The sequence below is a fragment of the Chryseobacterium sp. G0162 genome, assembly GCF_003815715.1.
Classification (GTDB): domain Bacteria; phylum Bacteroidota; class Bacteroidia; order Flavobacteriales; family Weeksellaceae; genus Chryseobacterium.
In genome coordinates this window covers 5,060,063-5,082,398 of record NZ_CP033922.1, presented here as the reverse complement: position 1 = coordinate 5,082,398, position 22,336 = coordinate 5,060,063, and the positions used below count along the sequence as shown (strand labels likewise).

Annotated in this window: 24 protein-coding genes and 1 pseudogene; 15 read left to right on the top strand and 10 right to left on the bottom strand. The window is 33.2% G+C overall.

Annotated features, from left to right (window positions below):
• Positions 1–33 precede the first annotated feature (33 nt).
• The 4 genes and pseudogenes from EG344_RS22800 (at position 34) to EG344_RS22790 (ending at position 1,338) form a co-directional block, all read left to right on the top strand.
• A complete protein-coding gene (locus EG344_RS22800) occupies positions 34–420 on the top strand; it encodes a hypothetical protein (protein ID WP_123911573.1) in 387 nt (128 codons plus the stop codon).
• A 45-nt stretch (positions 421–465) separates the two neighbouring features.
• Positions 466–643: pseudogene (locus tag EG344_RS24550) on the top strand (RHS repeat-associated core domain-containing protein); the annotation flags it as partial.
• Positions 620–868, top strand: a complete 249-nt coding sequence (locus EG344_RS22795; RefSeq protein ID WP_123911572.1) for a hypothetical protein — start codon at positions 620–622, stop codon at positions 866–868. The pseudogene EG344_RS24550 and the gene EG344_RS22795, both read left to right, overlap by 24 nt.
• A gap of 8 nt (positions 869–876) precedes the next feature.
• On the top strand, positions 877–1,338 hold the full coding sequence (locus EG344_RS22790; protein WP_123911571.1) for a hypothetical protein: 462 nt from the start codon (positions 877–879) through the stop codon (positions 1,336–1,338).
• Positions 1,339–2,424: 1,086 nt separating this feature from the next.
• Here the strand turns inward: EG344_RS22790 and EG344_RS22785 are convergent.
• Positions 2,425–3,420, bottom strand: coding sequence for an IS110 family transposase (locus EG344_RS22785; RefSeq protein WP_123908838.1), 996 nt, complete (start codon positions 3,418–3,420; stop codon positions 2,425–2,427).
• A 361-nt stretch (positions 3,421–3,781) separates the two neighbouring features.
• Here EG344_RS22785 and EG344_RS22780 point away from each other — a divergent pair, with 361 nt between their 5' ends.
• Positions 3,782–4,285 (top strand): hypothetical protein, encoded by a 504-nt coding sequence (locus EG344_RS22780; protein ID WP_123911570.1) that lies wholly within the window; start codon positions 3,782–3,784, stop codon positions 4,283–4,285.
• Entirely contained in the window at positions 4,278–4,757 is a 480-nt protein-coding gene (locus EG344_RS22775) for an RHS repeat-associated core domain-containing protein (protein WP_123911569.1), read from the top strand. The genes EG344_RS22780 and EG344_RS22775 overlap by 8 nt, the downstream gene beginning before the upstream one ends.
• Before the next feature lie 179 nt (positions 4,758–4,936).
• On the opposite strand, the gene EG344_RS22770 is transcribed toward EG344_RS22775, so the two are convergent.
• The 9 genes from EG344_RS22770 to EG344_RS22735 form a co-directional block, all read right to left on the bottom strand.
• Complete coding sequence (locus EG344_RS22770) at positions 4,937–6,109, bottom strand: M28 family peptidase (protein WP_123911568.1); 1,173 nt, start codon at positions 6,107–6,109, stop codon at positions 4,937–4,939.
• Positions 6,110–6,299: 190 nt separating this feature from the next.
• Positions 6,300–7,478, bottom strand: coding sequence for a M28 family peptidase (locus EG344_RS22765; RefSeq protein WP_123911567.1), 1,179 nt, complete (start codon positions 7,476–7,478; stop codon positions 6,300–6,302).
• A 69-nt stretch (positions 7,479–7,547) separates the two neighbouring features.
• Positions 7,548–8,729, bottom strand: coding sequence for a M20/M25/M40 family metallo-hydrolase (locus EG344_RS22760; protein ID WP_123911566.1), 1,182 nt, complete (start codon positions 8,727–8,729; stop codon positions 7,548–7,550).
• Positions 8,730–9,038: 309 nt separating this feature from the next.
• Positions 9,039–9,383 (bottom strand): 50S ribosomal protein L20, encoded by a 345-nt coding sequence (rplT, locus tag EG344_RS22755; RefSeq protein ID WP_034694451.1) that lies wholly within the window; start codon positions 9,381–9,383, stop codon positions 9,039–9,041.
• A gap of 119 nt (positions 9,384–9,502) precedes the next feature.
• Positions 9,503–9,700: a 50S ribosomal protein L35 gene (gene rpmI / locus EG344_RS22750; RefSeq protein WP_002979658.1), complete on the bottom strand. Its 198-nt coding sequence runs from the start codon at positions 9,698–9,700 to the stop codon at positions 9,503–9,505.
• A 93-nt stretch (positions 9,701–9,793) separates the two neighbouring features.
• Entirely contained in the window at positions 9,794–11,563 is a 1,770-nt protein-coding gene (locus EG344_RS22745) for a glycosyltransferase family 39 protein (RefSeq protein WP_123911565.1), read from the bottom strand.
• A gap of 124 nt (positions 11,564–11,687) precedes the next feature.
• On the bottom strand, positions 11,688–12,008 hold the full coding sequence (locus tag EG344_RS22740) for a hypothetical protein (RefSeq protein WP_164464492.1): 321 nt from the start codon (positions 12,006–12,008) through the stop codon (positions 11,688–11,690).
• Complete coding sequence (locus EG344_RS24105; RefSeq protein WP_164464491.1) at positions 11,998–12,207, bottom strand: hypothetical protein; 210 nt, start codon at positions 12,205–12,207, stop codon at positions 11,998–12,000. Before EG344_RS24105 ends, EG344_RS22740 begins: the two co-directional genes overlap by 11 nt.
• A 356-nt stretch (positions 12,208–12,563) precedes the next feature.
• Positions 12,564–13,145: a hypothetical protein gene (locus EG344_RS22735; protein WP_123911563.1), complete on the bottom strand. Its 582-nt coding sequence runs from the start codon at positions 13,143–13,145 to the stop codon at positions 12,564–12,566.
• 272 nt (positions 13,146–13,417) lie between these two features.
• On the opposite strand from EG344_RS22735, the gene EG344_RS22730 reads away from it, so the two are divergent.
• The 9 genes from EG344_RS22730 to EG344_RS22680 all read left to right on the top strand — a co-directional run bounded on the left by EG344_RS22730 (position 13,418) and on the right by EG344_RS22680 (position 22,008).
• On the top strand, positions 13,418–14,899 hold the full coding sequence (locus EG344_RS22730; protein ID WP_123911562.1) for a hypothetical protein: 1,482 nt from the start codon (positions 13,418–13,420) through the stop codon (positions 14,897–14,899).
• A 519-nt stretch (positions 14,900–15,418) separates the two neighbouring features.
• Entirely contained in the window at positions 15,419–15,949 is a 531-nt protein-coding gene (locus tag EG344_RS22720) for a hypothetical protein (protein WP_228412804.1), read from the top strand.
• Positions 15,950–15,974: 25 nt separating this feature from the next.
• Positions 15,975–16,427 (top strand): SMI1/KNR4 family protein, encoded by a 453-nt coding sequence (locus tag EG344_RS22715; RefSeq protein ID WP_123911560.1) that lies wholly within the window; start codon positions 15,975–15,977, stop codon positions 16,425–16,427.
• Between the two features lie 31 nt (positions 16,428–16,458).
• The gene (locus EG344_RS22710) at positions 16,459–16,842 is read left to right on the top strand and encodes a hypothetical protein (protein WP_123911559.1); all 384 of its coding nucleotides are present in this window, start codon (positions 16,459–16,461) and stop codon (positions 16,840–16,842) included.
• 176 nt (positions 16,843–17,018) lie between these two features.
• Positions 17,019–17,723 carry an SMI1/KNR4 family protein gene (locus tag EG344_RS22700; RefSeq protein ID WP_123911558.1) on the top strand — a complete coding sequence of 235 codons (705 nt, stop codon included), beginning with the start codon at positions 17,019–17,021 and terminating at the stop codon, positions 17,721–17,723.
• Positions 17,724–17,752: 29 nt separating this feature from the next.
• A complete protein-coding gene (locus tag EG344_RS22695; RefSeq protein ID WP_123911557.1) occupies positions 17,753–18,205 on the top strand; it encodes a hypothetical protein in 453 nt (150 codons plus the stop codon).
• A 1-nt stretch (position 18,206) separates the two neighbouring features.
• The gene (locus tag EG344_RS22690; RefSeq protein WP_123911556.1) at positions 18,207–18,971 is read left to right on the top strand and encodes a hypothetical protein; all 765 of its coding nucleotides are present in this window, start codon (positions 18,207–18,209) and stop codon (positions 18,969–18,971) included.
• A 74-nt stretch (positions 18,972–19,045) separates the two neighbouring features.
• Entirely contained in the window at positions 19,046–21,376 is a 2,331-nt protein-coding gene (locus EG344_RS22685) for an ATP-binding protein (RefSeq protein ID WP_228412803.1), read from the top strand.
• 2 nt (positions 21,377–21,378) lie between these two features.
• The gene (locus EG344_RS22680) at positions 21,379–22,008 is read left to right on the top strand and encodes a response regulator transcription factor (RefSeq protein ID WP_123911555.1); all 630 of its coding nucleotides are present in this window, start codon (positions 21,379–21,381) and stop codon (positions 22,006–22,008) included.
• The last annotated feature ends 328 nt before the right edge of the window (positions 22,009–22,336 follow it).

Genomic DNA, 22,336 nt, shown 5'->3' with positions numbered 1-22,336 from the left:
GGTGATAATAACCGTTAAAAAGAAAAAATAGTAATGAAAGTTATATTTAAATTATTTCTCACAATTTTTTTGTTTTTAGTTCTTAGCTGTCAAAAGCAGGAGGGGCAAATATATTATATTGATATGCGACTTAGTCCGGTAAGGTCAATAAATTGTGATAGTTTAAGATTACATCCCAATAAAAAACAACTTACTTTGTCTAACGATGAAAATAATAAATTAATAAATATTTTTTCTAAGTTAGAACCAGTAAAAAATAATCTAGATGTAGATGCACGATTATATGGATTTGTTTATGATGGCACTAAAAAGTTAGATTTTTGTTCAGGTATTGGCGTTATAGAATTAAATGGAAAAAAATATTTTGTAAATGATAATTTGAAAGAATACATGATAAAACTAACATTGGGAAAAAAATAAGCTCTATAATCACAAAATAATATAGCCACCAATTTTGTGGCTATTTATCACGACAAGTACAACGGAAAGGAACTTCAGGAGACGGGTATATATGATTATGGGGCAAGATTCTATATGGCGGACTTAGGTAGATGGGGATCCGCTGGCGGAAACTTCTCGTCGTTGGAATCCTTATACATATGCCTACGATAATCCTATCATGTTTATTGATCCTGATGGTAGAGAGGCTCAGGGATGTTGTGGTAATTTGTGGAATCTTGCTAAAACTTATTATTCTGGAATGTATCAAGGTGTAGAATCCAGTTGGATGTTTAATGCCGGAAATAATTTATTATTGAACAATCCTTCAGCTATTCCATCACAAATTAATTTTACTGACGCAATAAGACCAAGAACAGGAAAAGTTGTTCCAAGGTGTGATAATTGTAAAACAACTTTTGGAAAATAAAAATGATTATGTATACAGAAATAGAACAGCAAACTTTAGACATTGATTGGTTTTTTACAGATGGAAATCATATAGGTTTTGTAGCATCTGGAGCAGGTAAATTACCTGAAACAGTGGCTCAATCATCAGAAAATAATGAAAAATTAATATCTTATTTTAGAGATTTACCCGAAATATCAGATGTGGTAATTAATTCTGAATTAGATTCCTTATTAGTTAAAATATTTGGAAGTGGTGCTAATGAAAGATATTTACAAGATTTTGTATCTATGACAAAAAAGGGCTTATATTCTTTTGATAAAACTAACCTGAATAATTTTCTAGACCCTCACTATCATTTAGTTGCTAGCCCAAAAACTCCATTGAAATTAAAAGAGCTGCCACATGACATATTGGATATAGTTATTGGAACACAATATAGCAATAAGCTTATGGAAGTTCAAGAAATTAATAGATTAGAAATTAATTAAAATACCAAAGCCACTCAAACGAGTGGCTTTTATATTACATAATAGATTGCAATTTAGTTTGTTTAAGAAAAGCATCTAGGAGAGCGAAGACATGTTGTCTATCGTTCCCCCCTCGCTGGCGCGAGCCTCTGGCTCGTGACCAACAAAAAACATTTCAAGAAGCTCCCGTTTTCGGTGGCTTCTTGTTATTAAAAATAGTATATTTATGATGATACGAGCGGGACGCTCGCACCAGCAGGGTTAATTATCGTCAAACAAAAAACTTGTATGGTGGTGAGAAAGTGACAACTTCAGAAGATAATAAAAACAACTAAAGTAATCAATGTTCTAGCTCCTAAATCAGATCATAGAAGCATAGATAATGATTTAAGTAAGAAAGTTACGGAAGTAGTAAAAAGAGAATTAATACCCAATCAATAATGAAAAAATTACCACAAATAATTTTGATTATTTCGTCAGTTTTTACTGTAATATTTTTATACCTTGATTTCGATTTTTTAGAGTTAGTTCCTTTAGTAATATTTTTACTGGCAATTAATTTTTATTTGATTTACACATACGATAGTATATTACTGAATTATATTTTAAATAGTTTATTAATTATTTTTCTAATAATTTGTTTCTCTTTTGGAGCAATACTAAGACAAGATTGGCATTTTATGGAATGAGTAATATCAAATATATAAAAATCGCTGTTGTTCAAAGTCTTTTTACTTTGAACAAATAAAAGATGCCACTGCTATTTTTGCAATGGTTTTTGTCTTTAATAAGAATTTTGATTTTTTTATATTTTCCAATATAAAGATCACTTAACCAACAGAGTAAATTTCACCAATACAGCACTATCAACACCCATCAGTTTGTTCATTTCGTCCTGCCCCCTCGATTACTATGACTTACACAAGAAAAAAATTGTATTTTTTTAGGGGTTTCTTAGGCATACAAAACCTCTGAATAATAAAATTAAAAGGAAGGAATATTTTACCTTCCTTTTGTTATTATTCGTTGGTATCAAAGTTTATTCCTCGCAGATTGTCCCCATCAGAGCCTGTTGCGCTTAGCTTTGACAATGTAAATTTAATACAATTAAGCTATATTCTTTGTGATATATAACCTGTTCTCCTTCACACAGACACAGATTCTGTGAATGATTTTATTTTTTATATTATTAATAACCAGCATTTTATTTTTACCTTCTTCTACTTTTCTTTGATAATATTCTTTCATTTCTGAATGATGTACAATGCTGGATAAAGCACACATGTGAAATTGTTTTTTGAGCTGTTTATTGGCCATGTGATGAACCTTTGGCTTTGCTCTTACACTTTTTCCGGAAGTATATTCAAAGGGAACAACGCCACAATAGCAGGCTAATTGCCTGGGAGTTTCAAACAAAGTAAACTCATTGGTAAAGCAGATCAGCAGCAAAGCGGTAAATTTTCCTACACCTGGAACGGAGCTGGCTTGAGTATAAATTTTTTCAACATTTTCATCTTCAGATACCAGGATATCCAGCTGCTTTTCTATTTTTTTAATATCATTATCTAAGCCTTTTATAGTTGCTTTTTGATGTCTTTCATTCATTTTTGAAATATCTGCATCAAAAGATTTCATTTCCTTCACGTTTTTTAAAAGCGAAGCCCTAAAAACAACGAGCTTTTCCCGTAAGGCAAGCAAGGCTCTTATTTTTTCTAATACTTTTTTTGGAGCTTTATAAAGCCTGGCATCTTCTTGATTCTTTTGTGCATATCTGGCAATTCTTTCGGCATCTATCTTGTCATTTTTACCTCGCTGTATACCCATACTTCGTATAATTCTGAAGGACATTTCTATCCAAATACTAAAACCAGAAGCGATGAGGGTTTTAGATAAGATTTTTCCATACATCCCTGTATGCTCCATACAGATTAGAGTTTCTTCAAAATTTACTTTTTCAGATTTAAGCCATTTCTGAAAAGCTTTTACTCCTTGCAAATCATTGCGAAACTGATTGTGAATGCTTGTTCTATTTGGGGATAGCAGAACAGCATCAAAATACTCTTTGGAAATATCAATTCCCACAAAATTTTTAAATTTGTTCATAGCAATACATTTTAGAACAACCGATACTGAAATCATATCAAAACCTTGATAATAGGTCTCAAAACCTTAATTACTAATCTGATGCTTTTCAGTAAAAACCAACAGAGTCCTAATCGGGGGATAAGTCATTAACTTTGCTGGCGCGAAGGTGCACTTTGTTGGTCTGGTTGTTTTTTATAAAACTAAGTAATTTATAATTATGCAAATCTAAAGGCTGGCGCGAGCCTCTGGCTCGTGACCAACAAAAAACATTTCAAGAAGCTCCCGTTTTCGGTGGCTTCTTGTTATTAAAAATAGTATATTTATGATGATACGAGCGGGACGCTCGCACCAGCAGGGGCACAATATAATTATAAAACATATGGACCTAAAAATTAGTACTTATTTTATATTAATTTTGATTTTTGTTTTGATTTCATGTGAAAAACATCAGAAACTATATAGCAATCCTATTAGTTCTTTTCAAAATTTAATATGTGATGATCCTATTAATGATAGCACCAAAATCAAAAATGTTGAAACGTTTTTAATTTTTGGAAACTCTACAGATGATACAATCAAAGTTTCTTTGAGAGATATTCAAAAAAATTATAAGCATATTTACGAAAAAGATACTTTTGAAATTAATTTTGAAGCTCTAAACCCAATTTCTATACCACCTCATGATTCACTTGGATTGCCTTGTATGTCTGTAATAGAAAAAAAATTCGCAAACGGTAATGAGATATTTAAAGACGGTTTTTCAGTTTTAAATCTTAAAACAAAAAAAGCAATTTCTGAAACTTCAAATTACAGTTTAGAACAAGTATATGAATTTCAAATGTACCAAAAATGGGGAAAGAAAAGTGGTAAAATAAATTTGTAATTTTGGTGGGAATACGTATAATAATTATAAGTATCAAGGACAAGAGTTACAAGAGACAGGTTTTTACTCATTTAATTGGAGAAATTATATGCCGGATGTAGGTCGTTTCTTTAATATAGATCTTCTTTCTGAAAAATATGCTTATCAATCCCATTATAACTTTTCTGAAAATAGGGTTGTTGATGCAAGAGAATTAGAAGGTCTTGAAGCTGTAGATTTTAGAAAGAAAATGATGAAAACAATCACAAAAATAATTTTAATTATTTCAGTAATTTATACCGTACTTTTATTATATTCTCAATATGATTATTTTTTAGAATTTACCCCTTTGGTGATAGCTCTATTGGCAATTAACTTTTATATGATTTATAAATACAATAATAAGTTGCTAAACTTTATTTTAAATGGTTTATTGTTTGTCTTTCTAATATTTTGCTTCTCCTTTGGGATAGCACTAAGGCAAGATTGGTAGACATAAGCTTTGTTATTTTATAAAATTCTTAGTTTGTTTAAGAAAAGCATCAACGAGAGCAAGACATGCTGTCTGCCTACTGCTCAAAGTCAAAGATTTTTGCGCAGATAAATTTTAAAACCACTACGTTTGTAGTGGTTTATTGTTTTCTAGTCTATTATCATTTTATAAACATAGTTTTATCTTTCAATCAAAATATTCTTAACAACCGTCTGATCTCCCACTTTTAAAATTCCTATATAAACTCCTCTTTCCAGGGTAGAAACGTTAATTTTTGTTTCATTATTGACTTTCAATAGTGTTCTTCCTGATACATTGGTGATTTCAAAACTGAAATTTGCTGGTTTATTTGGTAATTCAATATTTAAGATATTATTAGCCGGGTTAGGGTAGAACCTCACATTTTCCAATCCGTTTTGTGATGCTGTCTTATTCATGGTTAAAGTGGTAGAAGCAGTCGCAAAATGTTGTAAAGCTCCCACAGTGGCCTTCCCGATATTATAGACATATACAGGATCTACATTCGCAAAAGTATCCTTGGAGCTATGGGGGAAACTGCTTCTTATTCTTTCAAAAAAGCCGGTGATGATTTCACCTTTCTGCTCAAAGGGAATATAATCAGTATCAGCTGCCGGGTCTACAGCGGTTTGAAGCGGAGAATACAAAGCCGTGCAGTTTCTGAGTTGTTGCGTTACTGCAGCTGAAGCCGAATTATTGCTCGAAAGACCTCCCTGATCTTCATCACAGTACACCGTGTTATTATTATTTCCTTTTACACCACCTACCTGGTCAAGATTAAAAACCAGTTTAATATCCAGTTTACGGACCCCATTTTGATAGACTACATTATTAACATAATGTGAGCTCCCAATTAACCCTTGTTCTTCTCCGGAAAAGTGAATAAACTTAATAGAATACTCTGTTGGTACATTTTGTAATATTCTCGCAGCTTCAAGAATGATAGAAGTACCACTGCCATTATCATTAACCCCAGGTCCGTTAATGGTATCAAAATGCCCGCAAATAATTACATACTTGTTAGGATAAAGGGTTCCGGTTTTCGTAATAATCAGGTTTTTTGAGATTGCTGAACCATAGGTGAAGGGGCTTTCCGTAATTTGGCTGGCAGTATATCCATAAGAAAGATATTTGTTTTTAATCCAGTTTAAAGCATTCGTATTAGCTTGGGTTCCGGTCTTTTTAATTCCAAAATTACCGAAATCCTGAAGATTCGTTGTAATGTTAGTTTGGGTTACCATATCAGCCCTGTCTTTATAAGCCTGGATAAAAGTTTGAGCACTAATGCTCTGCAAAATCAATGAAGTGCATAAAAGAGTGGTAATTCTTTTCATATAATTAATTTTTAATTGGTATTGCGAATGTAGTAAATAAATCACAACAAAGTGTTTATAATATTATGAATACCATAAAATTTCATCTTAAAATAGGGGAAGAGGGCTATATTACCACTATATCAACCAAAACCCCTTCTGAAATAATTCAAAGGGGTTTACTATTTAAATATTTTTTTGAGGAAATGCTTTATTTAGCTATAATCAACTTTCTTACTACAGTCTGATCACCTCTCTTTACAATTCCAACATAAGCTCCATTTTCAAGGCTTGAGATATTCACTTTTTTCTCATTAACTGTTTTAAGTAAGGAATGCCCTTCAAAATCAGTGATTTCAAAACTAAAATTCTTTGTCTTAGAATCAGGAAATTCAATGTTGATAAAATCCTTTGCAGGATTAGGGTAAATCTTGATGGATTCTAGAGTATTTTTTGAAACAGGTTCCTGGGTTCCTAAAGTTTGTGTAGAAGCGACTGCAAAGTGTTGTAATGCTCCCACAGATGCTTTTCCGATTTTATAAATGTATTCTGGGTCAGTATTGGCGAAAGTGTCATTAACTGTATGTGGAAAAGAACTTCTGATTCTCTCAAAAAAACCTGTAATAATTTCGCCTCTTTCTTCAAAAGGTATATAATCCGTATCTTCTGCGGGGTCAACAGCTGTCTGAAGTGTTGAGTACAAAGAAGTGCAATTCCTTAGCTCCTGAGTTATAGCAGCAGAAGCAGCATTATTACCGGGAAGTCCGCCTTGATCTTCATCACAGTACACTGTATTATTGATATTTCCCATCACACCACCAACCTGATCCAGATTGAAAACCATTTTAACATCCAGAACACGATTGTTTCCTTGATAAACAACATTATCCACATAATGATAGCTGCCTAAAAGCCCTTGTTCTTCACCTGAGAAATGAATAAATTTAATAGAATATTCTGTAGGAATTGTTCTTAAAATTCTTGCCGCTTCTAAAATAATAGAAGTTCCGCTTCCATTATCATTCACCCCCGGACCCGTAATAGTATCAAAATGTCCACAAATAATAACATATTTATTAGGATAGACTGTTCCTGTTTTGGTTATGATTAAATTTTTTGAAGTAGTATTAGAATAAGGAAATGTATCCTCAGTCATTTGACTGGCTGTATAGCCATAAGAAAGATATTTGTTTTTAAGCCAAGTCAGTGCATTTACGTTGGCCTGAGTCCCTGTTTTTTTAACTCCCCAACTGGCAAATTCCTGCAGATTGGTGATAATATCCGTTTGAGAAACAGCATCCGCTCTGTTTTGATAGGCCTGAATAAAACTTTGCGCACTCGTCGTATGGGAGGCTATAGCAATCAACAGAAAGGAGGTGATTTTTTTCATTGTATGATGTATAGGACTAATAATATATTTCATAAGAACTGAAGTCAGTTCATTATCATTATATATGGGTTATTTGTCAATGATTATTTTTTTAACGATATGATTTCTATCTGTTTTTATAGAGATCATGTAAACTCCATTGCTTAATGGGGTAGTATCTATTTTGTTTTTATTCTCCGCACGAAGCACTATATTTCCGGTCATATCGGAAATCTCAATATTGAACTGATTAGTCTTTTGCGGAAACTCTATCGTTAAAAGGTTTTTGGCTGGATTAGGGTAAATGTTTACATTCTCAGATGAATTTTGAACTCTGGTGTCCTGCGTTCCCAGAATATTATTAGCCGTAATAGCTACAGCAAAATGTTGTAATGCCCCCACAGCTGCTTTACCTACATTGAAGACATAAACAGGATCTATATTGGCAAACGTGTCAGCTGTACTGTGTTCATTTTCACTTCTGATATATTCATAAAAACCGGTAATGGTGTAACCTTTAGCCTCAAAAGGGATATAATCCGAACTATATGCATTAGAAGTAAAAGTCTGAAGTGGGGAATAAAGTCCGGTACATACTGCTAATTCCTGCGTGGCAGTAGCTGATGCAGCATTATTCCCAGACATTCCACTGATGTCTTTTTCACATACAATCGTATTGTTGTTATTTCCCAATTGACCACCAACCTGATCTATATTAAGGACTAACTTAATGTCTAATTTACGTGTATTTCCTTGGTAAGCAATGTAATCCGCATAATGGTAACTTCCTTTCAATCCTTGTTCTTCTCCGGAAAAGTGAATAAACTTAATAGAGTATTCAGTAGGAACATCTTTTAATATTCTGGCTGCCTCTAAAAGAATAGAAGTACCACTGCCATTATCACTTACTCCGGGTCCATAAATTGTATCATAGTGCCCACAAATAATTACATATTTATCAGGATATACTGTTCCGGTTTTGGTAATCACCAGGTTTTTAGAATTTGTATTTCCAAAACTGAACGGATCTTCCTCAATCTGACTTGCGGCATAGCCATAAGAGATATACTTATTTTTTATCCAGTTAAGAGCATTGGTATTGGCCGTTGATCCAGTGGTTTTCACTCCCAGATTTTCAAAATCAGTAAGATTGGTAGTAATATTGGTTTGCGAAACCATATCTGCTCTGGTTTTATAAGCTTGGATGAAATTCTGGGCTGCAATGTTCTGCAATGCTATAGAGGTGAATAAAAAAACAGCAATTTTTTTCATTTATTCAATTGGATTATTTTTCGATTGCTAATATAAGAATTAATCGCGATTTTATTTTGTTAATCAATGTTGTTTGTTTGTATTTAATTATTTTTTTCATAATGATATATCTTGTAATATCGTTTACTCTTAACATTAATTTTATTTTCATTCAAATATCATTTCGGCCTTATTTTTTTACATCGAGGATAAAAGGGGTGAATATCAGATGCTAACCTTTTAAGTGAATGTAAAAAGGTGATATGTTTACATAAAAAAATCCCGGGCAAAAACCCGGGACTATATTGATAACAAAAATAGTGTTCTACATTATTTTACTTGATCTACAACAGCTTTGAAAGCTTCAGGGTGATTCATTGCTAAATCTGCTAAAACTTTTCTGTTAAGCTCAATGTTGTTCTTTTTAAGAGCTCCCATAAATTGAGAGTAAGACATTCCGTGCTCTCTAGTTCCCGCGTTGATACGAGTGATCCAAAGTGCTCTGAAGTTTCTTTTCTTCTCTTTTCTACCACGGTAAGCATATTGCATTGCTTTTTCTACCGCGTTTTTAGCTACAGTCCAAACGTTCTTTCTTCTACCGAAAAAACCTTTAGCTTGCTTAAAAATTTTCTTTCTGCGAGCTCTTGAAGCTACCGCATTTACTGATCTTGGCATAATTTAAATTGTTTTTTTGAAAAGGGCGGCAACTGATGTTACTCTTATTTGCACCGTTTCAGGGTTAAAATTTTGAATTTGTTTTGAATTCTTATAAACCGAATATAGATTTATAAAAACTACTTAATTGCTAATTGACGTTGAACACTTTTTTCGTCCACTTTAGCTACGTAAGAAGTAGTAGTAAGATTTCTCTTCTGCTTAGTTTCTTTCTTAGTTAAGATGTGGCTTTTGTAAGCGTTTTTTCTTTTGATCTTACCAGATCCGGTAAGAGCAAAACGTTTCTTAGCACCTGATTTCGTTTTTAATTTTGGCATTGTTTTGCTTTTTTATTGTTTTTGTTATCAATATCTGTTTATGGTTTCCTAAAGACATTAGGAATAATAGTTTGCAAAAGTACGAAAAAAATCTCAATATTCCCTTTTCAGAACAATACTTTCTAAAAACATATGGTTTTGCGGAGTAATTTCAATTGTTAATTGTCCATTTTTCATGGAAATCTTGGCATTAAAATCTACATTTTTCTCTTCTGATCCTGCTATTTTCCAATTTCCGGAGGGAACATCATCAATAGATAGAGTATAGGACTTCCCCTTATCCATTGCTTTTACCAGTTTATTTCCGGAAAATACACTGAGGTTATCTGATGAAGTCTGGAACAGATATCCGGGAATAATTAATTGGTTACCATTGCTCTTAATACCTGTATTCTTCCCGTACTTATTAAAGAATAGTTGATATTCCTGATCCTTTTCTTTTGTTTTTACCTTAATATAATTATTATTAAAAACCTTATTAGCCTTCAGCTGATCGCCAATATTAAAGTTGAGTTCACCTCCAATATGGAAAATAATAAGGTCAGGATTTCTGTTCATCACATAATTGGCATCACCCAATTCATGGGCTAAAGATCCGTTTCCGAAATTTTTAGGCGGATGCCTTGGGATATAATAATCATTTAACCCCAACATATCAACGATAGGTAATTCAGACGAGTAAGGAATGCAACCTGCTGCAGTTACGGCAACCAATGTTGTGTTGGGAAATGTTTTCTTTAAAGTTTCCCCCAGTTTCATTCCCCTGAATTCCCATCTTTCATCCATTGCACGTTGGTTATCGGGAATCCAGAATTGAATAAAGGCATTTATTACTAAAAGGAAAACAAAACTTAAGCTTACTTTTTTTGAGGTCAAATGGAGCTTTTCGAAATAAGGTAATCCAAAAATAATAGAGAAAACAAAGAGAATCAGTACAACATAATAATGTCTGAATGCAGGAAATATATCTCCGCCAACTAAAGTCACATAGCCCACCCAGGAAGCCGTTAACAATAATAAATAATATCCGAAAAGAAGCTTTTTTCTTAAAAGATAATAAAGAGATATTAAGCCTAATGCAGATAACAGTAGCATACTGAAGAAAGCTTTAAAATTATAAAAACCTCCGCGTAAAATATGATGGATAGTTACTTTTACCTTAACCAAAGCGGTATTAGGAACCAATTCTCCGTAAAAACTATAACGAAACGCAAGTTGCCCCAATAAAAATAAAGATGGAATAACAGCCACAGCTATTCCTATGGTAATGAACTGTTTTTTGTTTTTTCTACAGCTTACCAATAGAAATCCTGCGGTAAGTATAGTAAATAAAAATCCGTCTGGTCTGGTAAGTGCTAACAGGCCTAACCAAAACGATAAAAGATAAATTGTTGCAAAATTCTTATCATTAATGATCTTTGAAACCTCAATTAAGATTAAGGTCAGGAGTAGCACATATAAAGGCTGTTCCAAACCACCAATGGCCCAGACAGCAAAGCATGGAGTAGTTACTAACAGTGCCAATCCGAGAAAAACATATTCTTTTGGGATATTCTTATTTCTAAAATAATAAAGAATACTTCCTATGGTTCCCAATGAGCATACAATGCCTAAAACTCTAGCTGCGAGAATAAGATCCATTCCCAGTTTTCCCAATGCAGACACACCTAAAATCCAAAGCAGATTAGAGTATCCTTCAACGGGTTGACCATCATTCCAGGTTAATCCTTTGCCTTCAATAAAGCGTTGAGCATACCGTAATGAAATCAAACTGTCATCTGAAAAAAAAGGGAAGTAATAAAAGCATCCAAGAGAAAAAATAATGGTTGCTATGAAAAAAAAGGATAAATATCCCAATCTCATGGTTGATATGTATTTATACGAATCGTTTCCTAAGCTTTTTAGGATCACGACTGCAAAATAACGAAAATATAAAAAAACTACAGATAAAAAATACCTGTAGTTCTTTTGTTATATGTAAACTTATCTAGTCGAAGTCTACTTGGAAGACATCATTAAGATTCTGGTTATTTCCTCCCAGCACAAATTTCATTCTATATCCTGGAGTAATAAGTGTTCCTTTTCTTGAGAAAAGCTGAAGCTTCATGTGTGGATCATTCACATGAAAGTTAACCGTTTTATTGGTATTCCAAGTAGGAATTCCATTTCTATAAATAACCATATTTCCATCGTTTTGTGCAATCAGTTTCGACATGCTGCCCATTGTGGTATAGGAGTTAGAGCTCCATAATACAGAAGTGTAGCCATCCCTCGTCATATATAGAACAAGGTTATTATCAGGCTGCATAATAAGTTGGTATTTTCTGTCGCCATGCTCTAAGGGTTGCTTCCTCTGCATTTAATACCGAAGGATTATATACTTCCTTTATAAATTCAACAGTGGTAAGACCAATACGAGAGGTTTTATTTTCATTTACAGAAACTGTTTTTTCACTTGATATTACATTATCACGTGTTTCATCCTGAGCACAAGATGTTAGAAGCATCGAAAGACTTAAAAAGTCATTAATTTTGTTTTCATAGGTTATTTTTTGACGCGGCGAATGTAATGAAACTTTATTATAATTCACTGTTTTAAGAATTTTTATTTTAAAAAAATGTTGTATTAATGGAGGTTTGTGGATTTTGTTTAAAACACTTTTTAGTGTTTATTTGTAAAAAAAACATATGGATTCAATGGTGGATTTCCAATATTGTAGGAAAATTTAATTATGATAAAAAAACTCCAATAAATCTTTATGGACAATTTCTTCTTGTGCTGCAGGGATAGAGTAAATAAGAAATAAATTTCCCGCTTCTGTATAAGAAACGGGAAACATTTATATCTCTGTATTTTATATAATTAATAGAAATCTTCCACAATTATATCCTTTCTTTCTTCATTATTTCCACCAAGAATAACTTTAATTCTGAATCCAGAAGGAATGAAAGTTCCTGTTCTTGAATAGAGCTGAATTTTAATGTGTGGACTGTCCACATGATAGTTAACGGTAGTATCAGCACTCCAGATTGGAATACTATTAACTGGAATACTATTACTAGCATAAATTACCAGATTTCCATCGGTTTGTGCAACAAGCCTTGGACCTACAACATCAGTCCTGTGGGTATTGGAATGCCATAGTACAGTTCTATGTCCTTGTCTTTCTCTATAAAGAACCAGATTGTTATCCATCTGCATAATTAATCGATATACACTACCATTGTGCTCTAACGTAAGAGACTCCTCTGTGTTTAGTGCTTGCGGATGAAAAGGGCCGGATTCTTTGATGAATTTAACACTGGTAAGACCAATACGTGAGGTATTATTTTCATTAACAGCAACTTGTTTTGCAGTTGGCATTATCTCATCGCGGGTCTCATCCTGAGCACAAGAGGTCAATAGCATCGAAAGACTTAAAAAAGTCATTAATTTTGTTTTCATAGGTTATTTTTTAACGCGGCAAATATAATAATTATTTACATTAAATCACTAATTAAAGATATATAAATATGCTTTAAATCTTTTGTTAATGGGAATAAAACAAATAACAGTTAAATATTATTTTAATTATGACTTGAAGAATTTTAAAAGACCTTTGTTGATTCTCAGCCTTAGTAGATGAGATTCCGACGAGTATCTTCTAAAATATAGCCGATAATCGGGATTGTAGTATTCTTCACTTCTCTCTAATATTGATGAATAAACTTCAGAAGATGAAAACAATAGTATGCAGTATCCTTTTTGTCTTAGCATCGGTTACGGCTTGCACACAGGAACCCAAAGATAATTCTACCTTAACTTCTTCAAAAATGAAGACCACCAATAGTGTTCCATTTTTAATCGGACATAGAAACTTTGTTTACGTAGATAGAATAAGTTTGAAACCTGTCAATAATCAAAAATACCAAAGTGCAACCCCTTTTACTTCTACAGGTTTTGCTGTTGTTGTCAACGAAAAAAATGAATACGCCGTTGTGGATGAAAGAGGAAACATTGTATTAGATTTTTCTACTGAGGAAATCAATTTAAATGTCATTAATGGACTTACATTGTATAAGAAAGATATTGAATACCAAAAGAAAATGCCTATATGGAAATGGGATTGGAATATTATGGGAAGTGGCATCAAAAAAGAACAGACTTACCATAAAATAAAGGTTGGTGTTTTAGAAAGCCAACAGGTTTTGCTTCATGAAGATGTTCCATATTTAGAAGATAATTATTACCTCAATTTTATGTCTGTAGATGAAAATCACGTGTTTTGGAATGGAACTCTTTATGAAATCAAGAAAAAACGTCTCAATAAAATCGAAAATAATATTGCTGAGATGTTAGAAAATAAACGATTTATCAAAGGATCAAGTGAAACTTTTGCAATATATGGATTGAATCAAAAAAAAGCAATTCATGACGGCCTAAAGGGTACAGAAGCACTTTCAATCCTATTTGGGAAGGAAACCATCACGCTGAAAGAAGTTAATAAAGAACGTTACGAACCGGAAGTTCCTAAGCTTTTGGTAGATCGTAAAACCAACGATGTTTACCCCTTTCCACAATATGAAAAGGTATTCCCTAAAGAAATTAAAAAGGCAACAGCTTCACAGATTGATTTTATTAAAAAGGCTTCTTTAGTGTATTCCATCACCAATTCACCGTATTTTTTACTGGGTATTTTTAATTACGACCATGATGTTTGGGCTTATGATTGGCTTTATATTGATACTGAAGGAAATGTTGCAGATTCCATCGATAATTATGATTTTAAAGTGTTGGATCAGGTCGGGAATCTGGTGTGGCCCGATAGAAAAATGATTTTACCAGATCAATACATTGACAAAAACTGGAAATTCGGAAAAATAAATTACTATACAGGCATGAATGATTCATACCTGATCCGTGTTGAAAATGAAAAACAATTGAGAACCGTGGGCTTGTGGAATAGCGGTGAAAAAAGCTGGGAGATCAGGCCTGAATACCATGATATCTCAGTTTTGGATACCGAAAAACAGATCTATGCGCTTCAAAAAGAGCAAGATGGTTTGTATATGCTTTTTGACAATAAGAGTAAAAAAAATATAGGATCAAAAGCGTATAAATCTATTAATTCAGATGGTTTAGTGAGTGTTAAAGATCGTTCAGGACAAACGATGTATTATTATATTGATATTTATTCAGGAAAAGAATATAAAGAATGATAAATATTGCTGGAAGCTGGAAGAGAAAAGGTGGAAGTTTCTTTGGGTTATAATTTATTCATTAACAATATATGATTAAATTACCTTTAAAGATCAACTGTTATTGCTTATGTTCATCATGACTTATTTCTTCCAGCTCCGAATTTCCAACCATTACATTTTAACTTAAATATTTAAAATATGCTGTCATCCGTAGATTTACATTTGGAAAGGCTATTACTCATTACTGTTTTGACCCTCTTTTTCGGAGCGGGGTTTTTATGTACACTCATTATTTTTATCATTAATTCTATCCGGAAGAAAAATAAGAAGCCGCTTTATTATTTTCTTTTGTTTTTGATTTCTGGAATTATTGCCATAGGTTTAGCTGCATTCTATTTTTATATTACTTTCATTAATGAATCCTATACCTATTAAAGGGTCAGACGAATTGAAGCCAAAAAAACCACTATTATCAGGGATATTTTGATTCAACATCTTTCGTTATCTTTAATTCGAAGATTTATTAAAGACAAGAGGGTGAAACATTTCGTGATTTTAACTTCACTTTTGGCATTATTGGGATGTAAAAGCAATACTGAGAAATTGCAGGTGACTCCCATTTATACAGAACCCCAACGGGTGACAAAAGAAATTCCCGAAACAGGTGAAAATCATACTTATATGACCCGTATGGAGGTTGCGGATCGACTGAATCCGATGATTTTTATGCTTACCAAAAATGCTGAAACGCTACAGTTTCGTATACAGGGAAATATCAGTTCCGGTGGGCATACCATTCGTCAGATAAGAAAAATACGTTTTGAAAAAGGAGAACAAACCGGTAATACTATTATTATATTGAGATATTACGCTGAGATCAAAAAGTATCCTGGTAAAGAAAGTGCCAATGTACAAGGGTATAATTATATAAAAAATGAAATTTACAAAATACCGAATAGTGTTAAAATCATAAAAGTTGAATTGTACGAAGACCCAATCAACGATACTTCAGATACAAAACCAAAGCTTATCATTCAACAAACTTTTAATTTCTTTGCCAAGATCTAAGCACCTTAAAACTAATATAAAAAGTATGCTTGAACAATTTAAAGAACTGATCAAAAAAGCTGAAAAACTGGAGAAAAAACCAAAATTTTACGGGTCTAATTCAGAAGAAAATATCAGCAAAGTAGAAAATGCCTTACAGTTGAAGTTTGATGTCTTTTTGAAAACCTATCTCCTGGAGTTTGGAGGGGGTGGATTTTCCGATTTACTGTACACTAATGGAATTTTACCTGAAAACCCATTGAGTAATGATGTTTGTACACTTTATGGTGCTACTGTTTATGCCCGTCAGGAGTTTCAATTACCAGATAATTTTTTGGTTATCAATTCTAATTTTCCTTCTGATGTTTTGGTTTTAGATACTCACTGCGGAATTATATACAATTATGAGATGCTCTTAAAAAACAGGAGCTCAACATTGTATCCCAGTTTTGAGAATTACCTTTTAACGGAGTGGAATGCTCTTATTGAAGAGTATTAAACGAAACTCAACATACCTATCTGTTAATAATATGAAAAAAGAATTAGCAAACCCACCATCAGATGAACGTGATCGTGAACTGTGGATGCAGCATGGAGCAGGATATATTATCTTTGAAAATATTAGGAAATATGCCATTGGGAAAATCCCGACAGAAATAGATGAAACACTTCGTGAAGCTCATCTAAAAACCATCGACAATACAATTTATGGAATGATGATGCAAATGGACGGAATTTTTAATCCTTTAGAAAATGAAAACTATCGTTTAGCCTTAGAATCTCATATTGTCCTGTATAAAGAAGATGAAATAATAGAAGAACTGAACACCATTGATGGTGATGGAATGTGTATGGGATTTCATGGATGGCTGGAAAATGATTTTGGAAGCGATGAAATTGTAATAAAGAAATAAAATGTAATCAGGAAGTCCTTTATTCAGTGAAGCTACTGTTTTAGAATTATTTTGGCTGGCTCAGCCACAGGATTTTTTGCAATATAAAAATATAAATAGGATATAACATTAAAAGACAGCCACGAAATAGCTTGGGAATTCCCCACAATATTTGAAAAACCTGTTTAAGAATAGATATGAATACTTTACAAGATTTAGAAAAAGAATATAATTTCACCTATCCTGAACTCTATAAAAAGTTATATACTGATAAAATGCTCGATTGGGGTGTAGAAGGACCTGGTTGGTACACTAATGTTTTTCCTGCTTTAAAAGAAAATCCACCTTTGCTTTTGTTTGGAAACGATATCGAAATCTGGGATCCAATCGTTTATCAGAACGGAATAAGGGAGATTATTAACCATGAAGTATATGAAATCAATCCTAAATACAGGATGGTTCCTTTTGCAAAAAATGGGGCGGGGGATTTGTATGTTTTTCAATTGGATATGGAAACCAATGGTGAAGTTCCCATTACTTTTTTGGGTCATGATTCTGATGCTGAAATTCTAGCTAAAAATCTTCAGGATTTTATCTTTAGACAACTTTTAGAATCTTTGACAGAAATGGATGAATATTCTATGTTTGAAGGGAATTCTGAAGAGGAAATCAAAATCCTTCTACAAAACCAATTAAACACCCACCGGAAATATTTAGCCCCAAAACAGGTTGAAATTTTGGAAGATATTTATACACGTGATATTTTTGAATATACCTATAAAGTGTCTAATGGTGGTGAATTTAAAGCTGAAGGTATGTTGACTTTTGATGAACTTGAAAAAATGATTAATAAGGAAATTGCTTTTGAAAAATTAAATACAAAATTTAATTATTGGGAATAAAATAGTTGAATAAGTAATATAGAAACGTAATGATAAAAAAGAATTTTACGATCCTATTTTTGAGTGCCTTGTGGATAATGATCTTCAGTTGTAAAGAGCCGGAAAGAAAAAAAACGGATTTTCCCAATTATCTGAAAAATACGCAGTGGATCGTGAAGGAAGGAGGGCTTATTACTCCCGATGGCGGAAAAACCTACTATATGTCTCCAAGAGATACTACCTTGATTTTCAACTTTCATGGGGTAAACTTTTCAGATGAAGAGCATTTCAATAGTTATGATTCCTGGCAATGTGGAAACGATTGTTTTACAGGAGTATACGGAAAGTATTATTTCACAGAAAAGAACCAAATACAAATGGAAGTGGATAGTATTAGGAAGTCTGAGTTCTGTGATACTCCCACAAAGATTTTCAAAGCATCAAAAACCATGACTTTCGATCTTGTAAAAAAAGAAGGTCAGCTACAGCTTATAAGAAAATAAAATGACAGATTTAATAAAAATTTTCCCGGAATACGAAGAGGTATTTTATGATGATATAGAGAATCACAAAAAGTATTTTCTTCCGATTTGTTCAATTAATTTAAAAATCATCAATCCATCAGAAGATCAATGGCTGCATATTGTTTCTGTAAAGGAAATTTATGATGGTTGCGTTGGAGAAGACAAACCGGAATATCATACAAAATATACCAAAGCAGATATGTTTGGTTTTGATGTGATTGACGGTAAATACAAATTTGATGCAGACTGGAATTATTTTTCTGCATATACCAAAATCTCTCCGGAAGATTATGGAAACAGTTATTCGGATTTAGAGATTGAATATAATATGAATGAGGCAATGTATCAATTGAAAAAAGAATATTACCAAAAACATAATAAGCTTTATGACAAAGATTTCAATCGTCCGGGCTTAGAGGTTTATGACATTCGCCGCTTAGAGCGTTTACGTAAGCTTACAGTTGAAGATCTGGAGAAAGATAATGATTCAGAATATGCAGAGGAACGTTTACAAAATAAGATTTTCGGTGTTTTTGAAGAACTTAATATCAATTCGCTCCCCTTAGAAGAATGCAATTTCGGAGGTGAAAACCTCATTGAAAAACCCTTTAAACCTGACGGAACCCTGATGGATTATATTGCATGTTTGGAAGGCTATGATTTTCAACAAAATTCAGCAGACCAAGTATTTTTATTTTATGACAAAGAACTTAAAAAAGCGGTCATTTGTTTAGAATACACTTAACCTGTTAAATAACATATCCTTATCAAGGTTTTAAACCTTGACAAGGATTTAAGTAAAGATGCGGTGTTTAAAAAATGAAAAAAATCTTCCGAAATGAAACTCTTTTACTGAATGACGTCGTTTCAAAATTGAGTAGAAGTATTTTACTTATATTTACGTTCTTTACTACAATAAAACTTAATAAAGAGAAGGGTTTGAGGTACAGATTGTTATTTATATTGACGGTGTTGATTTGTCCGTTTTTTGTTCAGGCACAAGAGGTTTTAAGCAAATTAGAGAAGGAGTATAACAATGCTTCCAACCAAACTACAGAGCAATTGAGCCTGGCTCCCAAATATGCTACTGCCTTATTCTTCCATAATTTTAAACCGAAATCTTACCAGATATTAGCCAATAATATTTCTGTGGCCACAAAGATGCCTGATGGAAAATATGCCACTATTTTATATGCCGTCCAGGCCATGAATTACAGACTTGATAACAAAGATGCAGAATCTTCAAAAAGCCTGGAAATGGGTAAGGTGTATAGTTTAAAAACAAATAGTAACGAAGCAAAAGGATATCTGGAGTATGCACGAGGCTGGATTCTTACCCGTAATAACAAGGTCATCGATGCTGTAGCTGCTTACCTGAAAGCTATTAATTATTATGAAAATTCACCTACGACTTCTACACTGTACGGAAGATATGGAAATACAGCCAAAGAACTATCCGCGATTTATGCTGACCTGAACGAATATCAATTGGAAGAAAAATACAGTAAACAGTTTCTGTTGTTAGCCTCCAAACAAAATGACCCTAATCTGATTTTCGATGCCTATATGAGAATGGGCTATATGTATGAACAAAAATATGCTCAAAACCCATCAGATATACAGTTGAGAAACAAAACAGAACAGTATTATCTGCAGGCTATTACCACTTTCAATAAAAATAAGGGGTCTATGGTCAACAAGAGCAATCTTTCTTATGCAGCTATTAATTTAGCCAATTTATATACAGAATTTAACCCAGACAAGGCAATGCAATATGCCCAATTAGCTAATAAGATAAGTCTGGAAACCGGAGATCCTATTCATATCGCTTCTTCATTTGGAATTTTGGCAGAGCTGGCCATTCAGGATAAAAATTATGATGTAGCAAAGTCTTATTTTCTGAAAGCCTCTATGGAAATTGGGAAAAGTCCTGTCAGGGATCATAATATTGAACTTTCTATTCTTGAATCACTATCCCGTGTTAGCGAAGAACAGGGGAATTATAAAGAAGCACTGACGTATTATAAAAGTTATGTTGATAAATATAAAAGTGTGTATGATCAGGACAAACTGGATATCACCAAAAGATTAGAATCCCAGTTTGAAAAAGAACGACAGGAACAGAAATATATAAAACTGCAGCTGGAAAGCGATAAAAAAGCACAACAAATTAAGCTTATCAACATCCTGCGTGCGCAGCGTGAACAAGTTTATAATAACTTAAAACTGGTGGAAGAAAATCAGCGCGAACGATTGAAATTTTCTGAGCTGGAGTCAGAAAAAAAAGAGCAGCAACTCCGTTTGGCAAAGTTAGAAACCGAACAAAAGAACAACGATATTAACAGCTATAAAAAACTGTTGGCATTCAAGGAAAAGATCAATACCTACTATATTGTTTTTATTTTTATTTTCATCGTTTTAATATTCCTGTTGCTGTATGCCTATAAACAACGTGTAAAATCAATTAAACAAAGAGATGAACTGCATGCTCTAGCTATAGAAAAAGAGAAGCAAAACTCCAAAATATCTACACTAACGGCATTGCTTGAAGGGCAGGAACAAGAACGTGGCCGTTTAGCCCGTGATCTTCATGACGGATTAGGAGGATTGCTTTCAGGAACCAAACTCCAGTTGTCTATTTTAGATCTTCATCAATCCGAAAATATAGAGGAAGGAATTTCTAAATCGATTAACCAGATTGATGGAGCTGTAGAAGAGCTGAGACGGGTAGCTCATAATTTAATGCCTGATTTATTAATGAAATACGGTCTGGTAGCCGCCATTCAGGAGTTTGCTTCCCGGATGTCCAATAGTGCATTACATATCCATACGGAGTTTATTAATTACGGTAATTCTTTATCAGAAGAAAAGCAGCTGCTTATTTACAGAGTTATTCAGGAATTGGTCAACAATGCCATAAAACATGCTAAAGCCTCTGAAATTATTATTCAGATCAGTGAAGAAGAAAATATATTACATCTTACCGTAGAGGATGATGGAAAAGGTTTTGACCTCGCTAACCTGGATTTTAGAAAAACAGCGGGCTTTCATAATATAGAATCAAGAGTCCAGTTTTTAAAAGGAACGATGAATATCACGTCCCAATTGAATATTGGTACCAGTATAGAACTTCAAATACCTACTCATTAAACATGATAAAAGTAGCCATCACAGACGATCATCCACTTCTATTAGAAGGGCTGAAGAATATTTTAGGAAATAACGAGAGTATAGATGTTGTAGATTGTTTCAAAAACGTTTCAGAGATGAATGCCGGCTTAAAAAAACAGGCGGTTGATATTTTGTTGTTAGACATCAATTTAGTAGACATTAACAGCATCGAACTCATAAAGCCTTTAAAGAAAAAGTATGAGAATCTCCAGATTATCATGCTTAGTGTTCATAATGAGCTGCCTGTTATTAATAGTACTTTAGCTGAAGGTGCTTTAGGCTATATTCAAAAAAACGCTTCGGTTTCAGAAATCCTGGAAGGGATTCATACGGTATATGCCGGTAATCAATTTTTATGCTCGCAAACTCAATCTGTTTTAGAGAAAAAATCATCTGATGGATTGAACCAGGTTCCTAAATTAACCCGCAGGGAAAAGGAAATCCTTGCCGAAGCAGCAAAGGGATTGACCACTAATCAAATGGCAGAAAAACTCTTTATCAGCCCACACACCGTAGAAAGTCACCGGAAAAATCTTATTGAAAAATTTCAGACTTCTAATCTTAGTTCAGCCATTAAACTGGCCATAGAGTACGGTCTGATTATCGAATAATCTATTTATAAGGTAGTGCAATCTGTGGGAGCCTAAAGATGAGTTCCCACAGATGTATAATTACTTCAAAATCTATGGGCCTATGTGGTTAAATACCTGTAACGTATCATAAACCAGTGCTTCATCAGAATTGATATAATCAATTCATGTCTTAGCCATCAATAATCAACCTTTGTGTCATCAAAAAACAAGATAACATCTAAACCTCTTAATGGTTTAAAATATTTCCAAGACTTTTGAACCAGATCCATATTCATCCAACAAAAAGGCCTGCTTACATCGTAAAAGCAGACCTTTTCTATATATAATCAAATAATTAGGTGTGTCA